This is a genomic window from Cupriavidus sp. GW822-FHT02D05 (assembly GCF_058802485.1).
The window spans coordinates 1-13,154 of record NZ_JBXAOE010000062.1; the positions used below are offsets into that span (position 1 = coordinate 1).

11 protein-coding genes are annotated in these 13,154 nt (G+C 64.7%); 3 read left to right on the plus strand and 8 right to left on the minus strand.

Annotated features, from left to right (window positions below; all coding sequences use genetic code 11):
* Window positions 1–112: 112 nt before the first annotated feature.
* The 3 genes from phnY to AC1RQK_RS39965 are packed head-to-tail and all read right to left on the minus strand — an operon-like array spanning window position 113 to window position 3,647.
* A complete protein-coding gene (gene phnY, locus AC1RQK_RS39955) occupies window positions 113–1,576 on the minus strand; it encodes a phosphonoacetaldehyde dehydrogenase (RefSeq protein ID WP_492815124.1) in 1,464 nt (487 codons plus the stop codon).
* A gap of 48 nt (window positions 1,577–1,624) precedes the next feature.
* Entirely contained in the window at window positions 1,625–2,902 is a 1,278-nt protein-coding gene (gene phnA, locus AC1RQK_RS39960; protein ID WP_492815126.1) for a phosphonoacetate hydrolase, read from the minus strand.
* 31 nt (window positions 2,903–2,933) lie between these two features.
* Window positions 2,934–3,647, minus strand: coding sequence for a phosphonate utilization associated transcriptional regulator (locus AC1RQK_RS39965; RefSeq protein ID WP_492815128.1), 714 nt, complete (start codon window positions 3,645–3,647; stop codon window positions 2,934–2,936).
* Between the two features lie 328 nt (window positions 3,648–3,975).
* Here AC1RQK_RS39965 and AC1RQK_RS39970 point away from each other — a divergent pair, with 328 nt between their 5' ends.
* Together AC1RQK_RS39970 and AC1RQK_RS39975 are read left to right on the plus strand one after the other, a co-directional pair.
* On the plus strand, window positions 3,976–5,109 hold the full coding sequence (locus tag AC1RQK_RS39970; protein WP_492376799.1) for a 2-aminoethylphosphonate--pyruvate transaminase: 1,134 nt from the start codon (window positions 3,976–3,978) through the stop codon (window positions 5,107–5,109).
* A gap of 648 nt (window positions 5,110–5,757) precedes the next feature.
* On the plus strand, window positions 5,758–6,528 hold the full coding sequence (locus tag AC1RQK_RS39975) for an IclR family transcriptional regulator (protein WP_492815136.1): 771 nt from the start codon (window positions 5,758–5,760) through the stop codon (window positions 6,526–6,528).
* Between the two features lie 35 nt (window positions 6,529–6,563).
* Here the strand turns inward: AC1RQK_RS39975 and AC1RQK_RS39980 are convergent, their stop codons facing one another.
* Together AC1RQK_RS39980 and AC1RQK_RS39985 are read right to left on the minus strand one after the other, a co-directional pair.
* Window positions 6,564–7,529, minus strand: coding sequence for a Bug family tripartite tricarboxylate transporter substrate binding protein (locus tag AC1RQK_RS39980; RefSeq protein ID WP_492376743.1), 966 nt, complete (start codon window positions 7,527–7,529; stop codon window positions 6,564–6,566).
* 58 nt (window positions 7,530–7,587) lie between these two features.
* On the minus strand, window positions 7,588–8,541 hold the full coding sequence (locus tag AC1RQK_RS39985; protein ID WP_492815131.1) for a 2-hydroxyacid dehydrogenase: 954 nt from the start codon (window positions 8,539–8,541) through the stop codon (window positions 7,588–7,590).
* Between the two features lie 271 nt (window positions 8,542–8,812).
* Between AC1RQK_RS39985 and AC1RQK_RS39990 the strand changes: the two genes are divergently transcribed.
* Window positions 8,813–9,715 carry an SMP-30/gluconolactonase/LRE family protein gene (locus tag AC1RQK_RS39990; RefSeq protein ID WP_492815133.1) on the plus strand — a complete coding sequence of 301 codons (903 nt, stop codon included), beginning with the start codon at window positions 8,813–8,815 and terminating at the stop codon, window positions 9,713–9,715.
* Window positions 9,716–9,793: 78 nt separating this feature from the next.
* Here the strand turns inward: AC1RQK_RS39990 and AC1RQK_RS39995 are convergent, their stop codons facing one another.
* The 3 genes from AC1RQK_RS39995 to tauA form a co-directional block, all read right to left on the minus strand.
* Window positions 9,794–10,669, minus strand: a complete 876-nt coding sequence (locus AC1RQK_RS39995; RefSeq protein ID WP_150986973.1) for an ABC transporter permease subunit — start codon at window positions 10,667–10,669, stop codon at window positions 9,794–9,796.
* A 10-nt stretch (window positions 10,670–10,679) separates the two neighbouring features.
* Window positions 10,680–11,456, minus strand: coding sequence for a taurine ABC transporter ATP-binding protein (locus AC1RQK_RS40000; RefSeq protein WP_150986972.1), 777 nt, complete (start codon window positions 11,454–11,456; stop codon window positions 10,680–10,682).
* A 71-nt stretch (window positions 11,457–11,527) separates the two neighbouring features.
* The gene (tauA, locus tag AC1RQK_RS40005; RefSeq protein WP_150986971.1) at window positions 11,528–12,541 is read right to left on the minus strand and encodes a taurine ABC transporter substrate-binding protein; all 1,014 of its coding nucleotides are present in this window, start codon (window positions 12,539–12,541) and stop codon (window positions 11,528–11,530) included.
* Between the last annotated feature and the right edge of the window lie 613 nt (window positions 12,542–13,154).

The window sequence follows — 13,154 nt, forward strand, 5'->3', positions numbered from 1 at the left end:
ATCCCTATCCCTATCCCTATCCCTATCCCTATCCCTATCCCTATCCCTATCCCTATCCCTATCCCTATCCCTATCCCTATCCCTATCCCTATCCCTATCCCTATCCCTATCCCTATCCCCATGGCATCGTAATCGACTTCAGATTAGTAAAACTCTTGATCGCCTCCTGCACCCCTTCCTTATACCCAAGCCCCGAATCCTTGATCCCGCCAAACGGCGTCAGCTCGATACGATAGCCCGGTACTTCCCACAGGTTGACCGTTCCCACCTGCAACTCATCGGCAAAGCGCGCAAAGTCGTCCATCCGGTTAGTGCATACACCCGAGGACAATCCAAACGCGGTGCCGTTGGATATCCGGATGGCGTCATCGATATCGCGGAAGGTAATGATGGGCGAGACCGGGCCGAAGGTTTCCTCCCGCACCACCGTCATGGCGGGATCCACGCGATCGATCACGGTGGGCGAGTAGCGCGCGCCGTCGCGGTGGTTGCCGAGCACCAGGCGGGCGCCCTGCGCAACGGCTTCTTTCACGCGGGACTCGAACAGCGCGGCGGCTTCGGCGTCGATCACGGTGCCCATGTCCACGGTGCGGTCCATGGGATCGCCGTATTTCCATGCCCGGGTCTTTTCCACCACCAGCTCGGTGAAGCGGTCCGCCACGGCCTGGTGCACCAGCATGCGCTTGACGGCCGTGCACCGTTGCCCGGAGTTCTTGTACGAGCCCTGCACCGCCAGGTCGGTGGCGCGCTCCAGGTCGGCATCGTCCATCACGATCAGCGGATCGTTGCCGCCCAACTCCAGCACCACGCGCTTGTAGCCGGCCTTGTTGGCGATGTACTTGCCGATGCCGACGCCACCGGTGAAGGTGACCAGATCCACCGAGGGGTGGGTGATCAGTTCGTCGGCGATCTCGCGCGGATCGCCCGTGACCACCTGCAGCATCTGCGGCGGCAATCCGGCTTCATAGAGGATATCGGCCAGGTAGTAGGCGGACAGCGGCACCTTCTCCGAGGGCTTGAGCACCATGCGGTTATTGGTGGCGATGGACGGCGCCACCTTGTGCGCGACCTGGTTCATCGGATGGTTGAACGGCGTGATGGCGCAGATCACGCCAAGGAACGGCGAGCGCTGGGTCATCACGCGGCGCTTCTTGCCGTGCGGGGTCAGGTCGCACGAGAACAGCTGGCCGTCATCGCGCAGGGTTTCATTGGCGGCAAAGCCAAGCACATCGGCCACGCGGCCGATCTCATACAGCGAATCCTTCTTGCATAGCCCGGACTCCAGCGTGATCAGGTCGGACGCCTCCTCCACGCGCTCGCGCAGCAGCGCGGCGGCGCGGTTGAGGATGGCGGCGCGCTCGAAGCGGGTCAGCGTGGAGCGGTAGGCGCGCGCCACGGCAAACGCTTGGCGCACGTCTTCCACGCTGGCCATCGGCACGGTCCCGACCAGCGAGCCGTCGTACGGGTTGCACACTTCGATCACGCGCTCGCGCATGACCTTCTTGCCATCGATGCGCAGCGCTTCGGCGCGGAAATGCGGGCTGACCTGGCCGGTGGAAAACTTGGGGGCGTTCATGTCGGTTCTCGCGTCAAGAGTTCGGGACGGATACGTATCGGGCAGCGCTCAGTGCAGGTGATTGAGCGCAACGTCGAAGATGTCGAAGTTGCGCAGCTGCGCCTTGCCGGGAATGCCCGCCGTGGCGCGGTTGAACACCAGCGGCACGGTCTGCTCCGACACGCCGCCGTGGGAGCGCAGCGGTGCGTCCAGCCCCGACAGGTCGTGGCGGCTCTGGCTGGTGCCCAACACCACGTGCTTATCGCTGACGATCACCAGGTCACCCACGCGGTCCGGCGGCAGCTCGAATCGCGCGCAGGCTTCGGCGTTGTCGAGCACGCTTTCGATACCCGGCAGGGCCGCCAGCTTGCCCTTGAGCGCGACGCGGTCGACATCTTCCGGCAGGTAGACGGTGGCATAGGAGCCAAGCGCGCCGTGGTGCACCACATAGGGATCGGTGATCGGCAGGATCACGCGCGCGCCGCCGGCTTCCACGCCACGGCCGAGCCAGTTGTCGAACTGGTCCTGCAGGTAGATCACGTTGGGGGCCTTGGTGGCGTCGTCGTGCTTGGCGTTCATGCCGTGGTCGGCGGTCAGCGCCAGCACGCAGCCGAGCGCGTCGAGCTGCGCCAGGTACTTGTCCATCATGGCGTAGAACGCATTGGCGCCGTCCGAGCCGGGGGCGAACTTGTGCTGGATGTAGTCAGTGGTGGACAGGTACATCAGGTCCGGCCGGCGGGTTTCCATCAGCCGCACGCCGGCGGCAAAGACAAACTCGGACAGCTCGGCGCTGTACACGCTCGGCACCGGCATGCCGACAAGGTCCAGCACGTTGTCGATGCCGTTGTCCTCCAGCGTGGCCTGGTCGGCCTTCTCCGAGGAGAAGCAGATGCCGCGCATGCCATGGCCGAGCAGCCGGCGCAGCTTGTCCTTGGCGGTCACCACCGCCACGCTGGCGCCAGCATCGGCAAAGGCGGCCAGGATGGTGCCGGCGCGCAGGTACTTGGGGTCGTTCATCATCACTTCCTCGCCGCGGCCACCGTTGACGCTGCGATCGAAGAAGTAGTTGCCGCAGATGCCGTGCACCGCCGGCGGCGCGCCGCACACGATGGACAAGTTGTTCGGGTTGGTGAAGGTGGGCACCACGCACGCCCCGCGAAAGCTCGCGCCCTCGGCCAGCAGCCGTTTCAGGTACGGCGCGCGGCCGCTGGCGGCGGCGGCTTCCAGGTAATCGAATTCACATCCGTCCACGCAGACCACCACCACGGGCTGTTTCATCCATTGGTAGGTGCGCTGATTGACCGTGATGCTCGGGGCGGCGACGCTGGAAGGATTCGGGTTCGACATGTCGGGATTCCTGTGCGGGAAAGGAAGGGCTTCAGGGCTGATCGGTCGCCGCGCCGCCATCCACTGGCGCCACGGCGGCATGCATGCGGGTGCGGCCGCGTTCCACGTGCTCGCGCATCAGCCTGCCCGCCAGCTCGACATCGCGCGCGGCGATGGCCGACACGATCTCGCGGTGCTCGCGGGTAGAGGTGGGGATGGCGTTGCTGTCGGCGCAAAGCGCCTCGCGCCGGAACAAGGTGAGTTCCTTGACCAGGCGCCGGTAGGTTTCCACCAGCTTGCGGTTGCCGGCGAGTTCCACCATGCGGTCATGCAGGGTGAGGTTAAGACGGGTGTATTCGTCGAGGTCGCGCGCGGTGCTGGCCGCGCCCATGGCCTCGATCAGCGCGCGCAGCTCGCGCACGCCCTGCGCCGTGATGTTGGCGGCGAGCAGCCGGCCTACGTACTCATCCAGCACCGCGCGCAGCGCATAGATCTCGTCGGCTTCTTCCAGGGAGATGGCGCGCACGAACACGCCGCGGTTTTTCTCGGTGCGCAGCAGGCCGGCCTGCTCCAGCGCCCGGAAGGCTTCGCGCAGCGGACCGCGCGACACATTGAACTCGCCCGCGAGTTCGATTTCATTGAGCCTGGCGCCGGGCAGCAGGCCGCCGGACACGATGCGCATTTCAAGCTCGCGCTGCACCAAGGTGGTCAGCGACTGGCTCTGCAGGATCGCGATATCGCTCGACTGAGCGGCTGGCCGTGACATGAAGACTCCTGATTCGGGACCATCAAAATTCCTGGTTGTCATTAAAGCAAGCAGTTTGTATATTGTCAACAAACTAGGCGACGGCGAGGAGAGCGGAATGACGCGAACATCCCGGAAGAAACCAGCATCACGTCTTATAAGTGTTATAAAACAAATACTTATCGTCTATATAAGGCGATGCGGTGGTGGCGCGACATGCCACAAATCATCGCAACAAATTCACCAAATTGACACACAATACCACTTAAAATGCCACAAGGAGCCCACCCCAAGCTGGCATCCGTGGAAATCGTCAACCACTCCCCTGATCCCAATCCAGGAGCACGCCATGATCCGCGGCAACGACCCCATCCTGCTGACCCCCGGCCCCCTCACCACCTCGCTCGCCACCAAGCAAGCCATGCTGCGCGACTGGGGATCGTGGGACAGCAGCTTCAACGCCATCACGCGCAGCCTGTGCGACGACCTGATCGCCATCGTGCGCGGGCAGGATACGCACGTCTGCGTGCCCATGCAGGGCAGCGGCACCTTCTCGGTGGAAGCCGCCATCGCCAACGTGGTGCCACGCGACGGCAAGGTGCTGGTGCCGCAGAACGGCGCCTATTGCCAGCGCATCCTCAAGATCTGCAAGGTGCTGGGACGAGCCAGCGTGGAACTGCCGATCCCCGAAGACCAGCCCGCCACCGCCGCGCTGATCGAAGCCGCGCTGCTGCGCGATCCGTCGATCACCCACGTGGCGCAGGTGCACTGCGAAACCGGCGCCGGCGTGCTCAACCCCCTGCCCGAGATCGCCGCACTGTGCGCGCGCCTTGGCAAGGGCCTGATCGTCGATGCCATGAGCTCCTTCGGTGCGCTGGAGATCGATGCGCGCACCATGCCGTTCGACGCGCTGGTGGCCGCCACCGGCAAGTGCATCGAAGGCGTGCCGGGCATGGGCTTCGTGCTGGTGAACAAGAGCGTGCTGGAAGCCAGCCAGGGCAACAGCCATTCGCTGGCGCTGGACCTGTACGACCAGTACACCTACATGCAGAAGACCACCCAGTGGCGCTTCACCCCGCCCACGCACGTGGTAGCCGCCTTCCGCGCCGCGCTCGACCAGTTCCTGGAAGAAGGCGGCCAGCCGGTGCGCGGCGCACGCTATCGCGCCAACTACCAGACGCTGGTGGGCGGCATGGCCGAACTGGGTTTCCGCCCCTTCCTCTCGCCCGAGGTGCAGGCCCCCATCATCGTCACCTTCCACGCGCCGGACGACGCCCGCTACGACTTCAAGACCTTCTACGCCAAGGTGCGCGAGCGTGGCTACATCCTCTATCCCGGCAAGCTGACGCAGGTGGAAACCTTCCGCGTGGGCTGCATTGGCGCAATCGACGCCAATGAGATGCGCAATGTGGTGGGGGCAATCGGCGAGACGCTCGCGGAAATGGGCATCGAGATGAAAGCACCGCTGGCCAGGGCGGCCTGAAGCACTTGCGGAGCCATCGCCCCGGCGAACGCCCGCCCTCTCCCCCGGCCCCTCTCCCACAAGTGGGAGAGGGGAGCCAACCAGCCGCAAGATCAACCAACTGTGGTAGCCGTGTTTCCCGCCCGAAGGGGCGGGAAACACCCAAGCGCGATGCGAAGCGAGCCGTCAAGGTTCACCTAGGCCGTATGGGGCGCCTCGGGATTCGGCGAAAAGAGCGGAAAAGAGGGACCCATGTCTGAGTATCGCCTTAAGGCGATGCGAGTTTGGGTCCCGGCCGCTCTTTTCGTCGAAGCCCGAGGGGGTAGTCGCCCCATCCGGCGCGCCTTCTTTGCCTACTTTCTTGGCAAGACAAGAAAGTAGGTCGCCACCCCGCAGGGGTGGTGAAACTGCCGTTGCCTTTGACCTTAAGTGCAAGCCACCGGGGCAAAACTGGATTACGCCCTGATACGCCGCTAGTGGCGAATACCGCTCCGGAAGTACAATCAAATCGTCTCGTTTTCCGGAACGGAGTCCGAATTGAAATCGGCAACAGTAGCGGCACCCAAAAAAGCGCCTTCCGAGGCCCCCAAGAACAAGCCCGCAAAACCCGTGCGCGCGAAGGCGCCCCTGCGCCTGGAAGAACCTGACGCCGCGGCGCCGGTCACGAGCATGGCTGGCGACACGGCAGCGGCGGACCGCGACACCCCCACGCTGCGCGCCTTCGCCCTGCTCGAATTCCTGGTTGCGGCCGACCGCCCCTTGTCGCTGGCGGAAATCATGCAGGGTTTCGAAGCGCCCAAGGCTTCACTGCACCGCATGCTTGGCGCGCTGGAGGCCGGCGGCCTGGTGATCCGCGAGCCGGGCGCGCGCAATGCCTATGCCGTGGGGCCGCGCCTGTCGCGCCTTGGCGTGGCCATCGTCACGCATTCGGGTACGCGGCAGTTGCGCCATGCCATCCTGGCGCGGCTGGTGGCGGACATCGGCGAAACGGTCAACCTGACCATGCTGCACGAAACCTCGGTGCTGTACCTGGACCGCATGGAAGCGCCTTGGCCGCTGCGGCTGGACCTGAAGCCGGGCTCGCGCGTGCCGCTGCACTGCTCGGCCAGCGGCAAGCTGCTGCTATCGCTGCTGCCGCGCGAGCAGCGCGCCGCCCTGGTGCGGCAGCTGCCGCTGGAGCGCTTTACGCCCAACACGGTCACCAATGTGGAATTGCTTGAAGCCGAGCTGGACCGCAGCGCGCACAAGCAGCTTGGCGTGGACAACGAAGAGTTCGTGGCGGGGATCTCCTGCGTGGCCGTGCCGGTGCGCGACGAGCGCGGGCAGGTGGTGGCGGCGCTGGCGGTGCATGCGCCTACGGCACGCTCGCCATTGTCACGCTCGCTGGAGTTCGTGCCGCGCCTGCAGGAAACGGCGAGGGAGCTGGCCGCTACGTTCTGAGCGCCCGTTTTGCATCCAGCCCCTGCGCGTCGCCGCTATTCAGGCTGGATGCCTGCCGTCTTGATGATCGCGCCCCAGCGAGCGAGCTCGGCAAGCTGGAATTTAGCCAGCTCCTCCGGCGACGACACCTTGACCTCCATGCCATTCTCCGTCACGAAATGGCGGATGGATTCGGTCGCCATGGCATTGCGCATCAGCGCATTGAGCCGGTTGATGATCGGCGCCGGCGTGCCTGCCGGGGCGTACAGCCCGTTCCAGTAACCGGACTCATAGCCCTTCACGCCTTGCTCCGCGATGGTCGGCACGTTGGGCAGCAGCGGCGAGCGCTGCGGGCTGCTGACGCCGAGCGCGCGCAGCTTGCCGGCCTTGACCTGCGGCAGGCTGGTGGTCAGGTCGACGATCATCACGTCGGTCTGTCCGGCCACAAGGTCGATCACGGCGGCCGGATTGGCCTTGTAGGGAACGTACGTGAGTTTCGTCCCGGTCATGTGCTGGAATTGCTCGGTGGCGACCCGCGCCGATGATGAGCCGGAGCCGAAGGTCAGCTTGCCCGGCTCCTTCTTGGCCAGGGCGATGAACTCGGGCACGTTCGCGGCCTTCACGTTGGGGTTCACCACCATCACCATGTAGCCCTGGACCACCTGGCCGATCGGCGCAAAGTCCTTGATGGGGTTGTAGGGCAGGTTCTTCACCAGGTGCGGATTGGCCGCCTGCGTGGTGTTGGTGGTCATGAACAGGGTGTAGCCATCGGGCGCCGAGCGCGCGACAAGCTGCGCCGCGATGCCGCCGAATGCGCCCGGGCGGCTGTCGACGATGACCGGCTGGCCCGTCTCTTTGGTGATCTGGGCACCCATTGCGCGGGCCAGGCCATCCGTGGTGCTGCCGGGGCTGGAACCGATCACGATGGTGACCGGCTTGGCCGGATAGGACTGCGCGCCGGCCATGCCGGACGCCAGCACGGTCACGCTCACGGCCATTGCTGCCAGATATTGGATCTGCATCTTGTCTCCTCTCATTCTGATTCTCAACTTCCGGGCGAAGTAACGGGGCTGCCAGCGCTCAGGTCGTGAGGCTGAACTCGGGCCGTTGCCCGGCCAGCGCCTGGGCAATGCTTGCCAGGACCATCTCCCCCATGGCGGCCCGCGTCTGGTGCGTGGCGCTGGCGCGGTGCGCCTGCAGCGTGACGTTGTCCAGCGCGAACAGGGCTTGCGGCACGTTCGGCTCATCGACGAAGACATCCAGCCCGGCGCCGGCGATGCGCCCGGATGTCAGCGCCGCGACCAGGTCGTCTTCCTTGACCAGCCGGCCGCGCGCGATGTTGATCAGGTAGCCATCCTTGCCAAGCGCGTCGAGCACCTCGGCATTGACGATGCCCTCCGCCTTGTCCGCGGCGGCGGCAAGAATCAGCGCATCGCTCTGGCGGGCCAGTGCCACGAGGTCGGGCACGAAAGTGTGGGGAACGTCATCCATCGCCTTGAGGTCGGTGTAGGCGACGGGGCAACCGAACGCCGTCATGCGCGCCGCGATGGCCCGGCCCACGCGGCCCATGCCGACGATGCCCACGCGCATGCCGCTGACGCGGCGGGCCAGCGGGATAGCGCTTGGCTGCGGATGGCGGACCCAGTCGCCGGCGCGGATAAACCGGTCGCCCGGGCAGATGCCACGGCACGTGGCGATCAACAGGCCCACGGCGAGATCCGCGACGTCCTCGGTCAGCGCCCCGAACGTCCCGGTCACCGGCAGGCCGCGCGCGCGGGCATATTCGAGGTCGACCGCGTCGGTGCCGACACCGTTGACCGCCACCACCGCAAGCGCGGGCAGTTGCGCCATCATCGCCTTGGTAATGCCGGTGTGGCCGCCGGTGATGACCGCGCGGATCGTGGGCCCGTGCTCGCGCAGATAGGCATCCTTGTCGGTTTGCTCGAACAAGCGGTGCATGGTGTAGAGCGAATCCAGCTTGTCGTTGATGGCAGGGATGAGGATCGGGTTCAGCTGCAGGATGTTGGCTTTCATACGGTGGGTCCTATCTGGAAGGTGCGGTTTCGCTGACCTGTTTCGGCGCTAAACTCATACGTCATCCTATGACCTAGGTGACTTCAAAACAAGTGAGAAATCAGACATCCAGGGTTAACACTCTGTCAAATCCAAGGCAACCGAAAATCTCTCGCACTGACTCTCGGATCTCCTTATAATATGTTGTATGACAACGTAACACAAAGAGCAGCCTGAGGCGCATACTAAAATCAAGAAGCCGCTCCGGCCATGATGTTCAAGCCGATAGATCATGATCACTGACTCACCCATCGACCTGATTGCCGACGTCCGCAATGCGGTCGGCGAAAGCCCGTTCTGGGATACGCAGACGCAATGCCTGTACTGGTCGGACATCCCCGCCCGGACGCTGTTCGAATGGCGCGCCGCTAACGCGGCAATCCGTACCTGGCAGTTGCCCGAAATGGCGGGGTGCATCGCCCCCGCAAGCGCCGGTGGCTTTGTCGCCGGCATGCAGAGCGGCCTGTTCCACCTGCAGCCACAGCCCGATGGCAGCATGGCCAGCCGCAGGCTCGCCAGCGTCGCTCACCCTGCCCCATCCATGCGATTCAACGACGGCCGGTGTGATCGGCAAGGCCGGTTCTGGGCGGGCACCATGCACCTCGACATGCATCCGGCGCAATCGATTGGCTCGGTGTATCGCTTCGACGCGCGTGGCCTGCAGCAGCAGATCGAGGGACTGATCGTTCCCAACGGGATGGCATGGTCGCCCGACGGACGGACGATGTACCTGTCGGACTCGCATCCTGATGCGCAGGCGATCTGGGCGTTCGACTACGATGTCGCGCACGGCGTGGCCAACCGGCGGCGCCTGTGGATCGACATGCGGCAATATCCGGGGCGCCCGGACGGCGCTGCGGTAGACGTCGATGGCTGCTACTGGATCTGCGGGAATGACGCAGGGGTCGTGCACCGCTTTACGCCAGAGGGGCGCCTGGACCGCAGCATCGCGCTTCCCGTGAAAAAGCCGGCGATGTGCGCCTTTGGCGGCGCCGACATGAAGACCTTGTTCGTCACGTCGATTCGCCCGGCTGATGCGTCGGTGCAAGCCGAGCAGCCACTGGCCGGCGGGGTATTCGCTATTCGCCCCGGTGTCGCTGGTATCGCAGAGCGCGCGTTCCAGCTGGCCGCGTGACCGGCCGATCGGGTTGCGGGCACGGCTAAAGCGGCAGGAGCCGGGCGGCGCGTGCCGCCGCCCGGCCGGCCACAGGCTTTACATCCTCCCCTTCCAGGGCACCAGCCACTTCTCCGTCTTGCGCATCAGAAGGTCAAAGGTATAGGCAATCAGGCCAATCAGCCCGATGCCCATGATCACCACATCCGTGCGCAGGAAGTTCGACGCGTTGAGCACCATCTGCCCCAGGCCCGAGGTGGCAGCCACCATCTCCGCCGCAACCAGCGTGGTCCAGCCAAAGCCGATGGCAATCCGCATGCCGGTCAGGATGTCCGGCAGCGCGGCGGGGATCACGACATGGCGGATCACCTGCCAGCGGTTGGCGCCCATCGAATACGCCGCGTTGATCTGCTCGATGGTGACCGAGCGCACGCCGGCCTGCGCGGACATCGCCAGCGGCGCGAAGCAAGCCAGGAAGATCAGCAGGATCTTGGACGTTTCATCGATGCCGAACCAGATCACGATCAGCGGCAGGTAGGCCAGCGGCGGCAGCGGGCGATAGAACTCGATCGGCGGATCAAAGACGCCGCGCGCAATGCGCGACACACCCATCATCACGCCGATCGGCACCGCCGTGACGGTGGCCAGCGCAAAGGCGCCAAACACGCGCACCATGCTGGCGCGAAAGTGCTCGGTCAGCGGCAGGCCGCCTTGCACATTGCCGTTCCAGGCATCGATAAACGCGTTGATGATGGCTTCCGGCGTGGGCAGGAACAGCGGCGGCAGCCAACGCAGGTGGCTGGCGATCCACCATAGCGCCAGCAGCGACACCACGGTGATGGTGGAGATGCGTGAACTGGAACCTTCGCCCGGCAAGCGGTAGCCGGAGACGGCCTTCATGCGGCGCGCGGGCGGCTTGGCGGCCACGGCGGCGGTGCCCGGCGCGGGCTCGAGTCTTTGAGCAGAAGCAGACATGTCGGACTCCTCAGGGCGTGGCATGGATCAGGTTGACGATTTCTTCGCGGTACCGGATGAACTCCGGATCGGCCTTGACCTCGCGGGCGTTGCCGCAGGCAATGAAGCGTCGGGCGAAGGGGAGCTCATAGGTATGCGCGATGCGGCCCGGCGAGGGCGTCATCACGATCAGCCGCGTTGCCAGGAACAGCGCTTCCTCCACGCTGTGGGTGATGAAGAACACGATCTTCTGCTCCGCCGCCCACAGCTTGAGGATCAGCGCCTGGATCGTCTCGCGCGTGAGCGCGTCGAGCGCGCCGAGCGGCTCATCCATCAGCATCACCGCCGGATCGTTGGCAAGCGTACGGGCAATGCCAACGCGCTGCTGCATGCCGCCAGAGAGCTGGTAGACCGGCTTGGCCGCCACTTTCTCCAGGCCGACCAGCGCCAGCTTTTCCTGGGCGATGCGCAGGCGCTCGGCGCGCGGCACGCCGCGCAGCCTCAGGCCCAGCGCCACGTTGTCCAGCACATTGAGCCAGGGCATCAATGCATGCTTTTGGAACACGACGCCGCGCTCGGCACCCGGGCCGTGCACGGATTTGCCATCGAGGCGGATCTCGCCTTCCGAGGGTTGCATGAAACCGGCGATGCACGAGAGCAAGGTCGTCTTGCCGCACCCGGAAGCACCGAGCGCGACCACGAAATCGCCGCGCTCCATGGTGAGATTGACTTGCGACAGGGCCAGCGTATCGGCGCCACCGCGGCCGCCGTAGTTAACGCTCAGGTTGTCGATTTCGAGTTTGGCCATAGCTGCAAACTTCCTGAAAAGAGGATTCAAGGCCGCGCGGCCAGCGTCGCCCGCCGCGCGGCACTGGCAAATCAGGCCGGCGTCCTGGTGGCGAGGGCGCGCTTCACCCACTCCGCATTCACACCCGAGCCGTAGTCCGGCAACACGGTCTGGATCGTGCCCTGCTCCTTCAGGAATTGCGCCGCCGATTGCAGCGCCTTGGCCGCGCCGCCGCCCAGCCAGCGGGGCGAGGCTTGCTCCTCCAGCGTGGGGAAACCGTACAGCGCCATGCTGGCCGGCACCGCCTCGGGCTTGGCGCCCGAGACCTTGGCCACCGCCTTCACCATCGGCGACTCCGGGGTCCACGCCGCCTTGTCCTGGCGATACTTGTCATCCGCGGCGGCCAGGATCTTGACGAACTTGACCATGAACTCGGGGTTCTCCCGCGCGAACTTCTTGTTGGCGATCATGCCGTCGAAGGTGGCCTTGCCGGTCTCGGCGGCGATCTTGCCGGAGGTCACCAGGACCTTGCCCGTTTGCTTGAGCTTGGCCAGCACCGGGTCCCAGATAAAGGTGGCGTCGATGTCGCCGCGCTCCCAGGCCGCGGCCACTTCGGGCGGCCGCATGTTCATGATCTTGACGTCCTTGGGATTGATCTTGGCCTGCTCCAGCGCCACCAGCGTGTGGTAGTGCGTGGTGGAGACAAAAGGCACGCCCACCCGCTTGCCTTTGAGGTCTGCCACGCTGTTGATATTGCTGCCGTTGCGCGCCACCATGGCCTCGGCCGCGTTGATATCGTCAAGGATCCAGAACAGCTCCACGTCCAGCCCCTGCGACAACGCCGAGGCAATCGGCGAGGTACCGGCTTCGCCGATGGCGATCTGGCCCGACGCCATGGCGCGGATCACGTCGCCACCGCCGCCGAACTGGCGGAACGAGACCTTGTAGCCGGTCTGCTTCTCGACTTCCTTCATGTCCTGCGCATAGCGCCATGGCACCACCATATCCTGGTAGGCGATGACAACTTCCTTGGTCTGCGCGTAGGCGCCCGGGGCGACGACGGCCGCCAGTACCACGCTTGCTGCAAGCTGCTTGAACCAACGCATGATGAACCTCCTCAAGATGAACGGTGTGGTGTGCTGTGGCGAAGACCGCCGGCAGGGAAAGCCCGGCACCAGGGCGGTGCCTGCTCGAGGAGGAAGAGGTGATAAGCATGAGGCATGCCAGTGTCTCCGTCTGGTTGGGACGTCTTTGCGTCCTCTCCTTTCTTAGCGGCGCTCTGCGCTTTGGCGAGTCGTCGCGGCGTGCACCAGGCGCTTTGGCAAGCAGCGCTGGGCAAGGTGTAACCGTATGGTAGAAAGCGGCCCGCCGCCGGGTTAGAGCCAGCGGGGACCAACTGTGGGTCCACATGGGCGCGCAGGTTGAATTTACGTCACTTTAAAGGGTATTTACTACCGTTTTTAGGTACACAGCATTCCGTTTATCGGATTTTCTTATTGACCATCGCTTAGTCTCATCCTACATTTCGATCCACGAACACTTTTCGGAACATTTGGTTCCGTTTTGATCGAAGACCGGAGACACCACACCATGAGCGAACATCTTCCCGAAACCCTCGCCGCAGGCACCCAAGCTGGCGCCACCACCACCGGCCCGCAGGAGATGACCCCGTCGGAAGCCTTTGTCGAGACCCTGGCCGCCAATGGCGTCACCGACATG

What these genes read in the sequence shown, in the direction of transcription:
- phnY (WP_492815124.1), bottom strand. Translation starts at nt 1,576, where the DNA reads ATGAACGCCCCCAAGTTTTCCACCGGCCAGGTCAGCCCGCATTTCCGC.
- phnA (WP_492815126.1), bottom strand. Translation starts at nt 2,902, where the DNA reads ATGTCGAACCCGAATCCTTCCAGCGTCGCCGCCCCGAGCATCACGGTC.
- AC1RQK_RS39965 (WP_492815128.1), bottom strand. Translation starts at nt 3,647, where the DNA reads ATGTCACGGCCAGCCGCTCAGTCGAGCGATATCGCGATCCTGCAGAGC.
- AC1RQK_RS39970 (WP_492376799.1), top strand. Translation starts at nt 3,976, where the DNA reads ATGATCCGCGGCAACGACCCCATCCTGCTGACCCCCGGCCCCCTCACC.
- AC1RQK_RS39975 (WP_492815136.1), top strand. Translation starts at nt 5,758, where the DNA reads ATGGCTGGCGACACGGCAGCGGCGGACCGCGACACCCCCACGCTGCGC.
- AC1RQK_RS39980 (WP_492376743.1), bottom strand. Translation starts at nt 7,529, where the DNA reads ATGCAGATCCAATATCTGGCAGCAATGGCCGTGAGCGTGACCGTGCTG.
- AC1RQK_RS39985 (WP_492815131.1), bottom strand. Translation starts at nt 8,541, where the DNA reads ATGAAAGCCAACATCCTGCAGCTGAACCCGATCCTCATCCCTGCCATC.
- AC1RQK_RS39990 (WP_492815133.1), top strand. Translation starts at nt 8,813, where the DNA reads ATGATCACTGACTCACCCATCGACCTGATTGCCGACGTCCGCAATGCG.
- AC1RQK_RS39995 (WP_150986973.1), bottom strand. Translation starts at nt 10,669, where the DNA reads ATGTCTGCTTCTGCTCAAAGACTCGAGCCCGCGCCGGGCACCGCCGCC.
- AC1RQK_RS40000 (WP_150986972.1), bottom strand. Translation starts at nt 11,456, where the DNA reads ATGGCCAAACTCGAAATCGACAACCTGAGCGTTAACTACGGCGGCCGC.
- tauA (WP_150986971.1), bottom strand. Translation starts at nt 12,541, where the DNA reads ATGCGTTGGTTCAAGCAGCTTGCAGCAAGCGTGGTACTGGCGGCCGTC.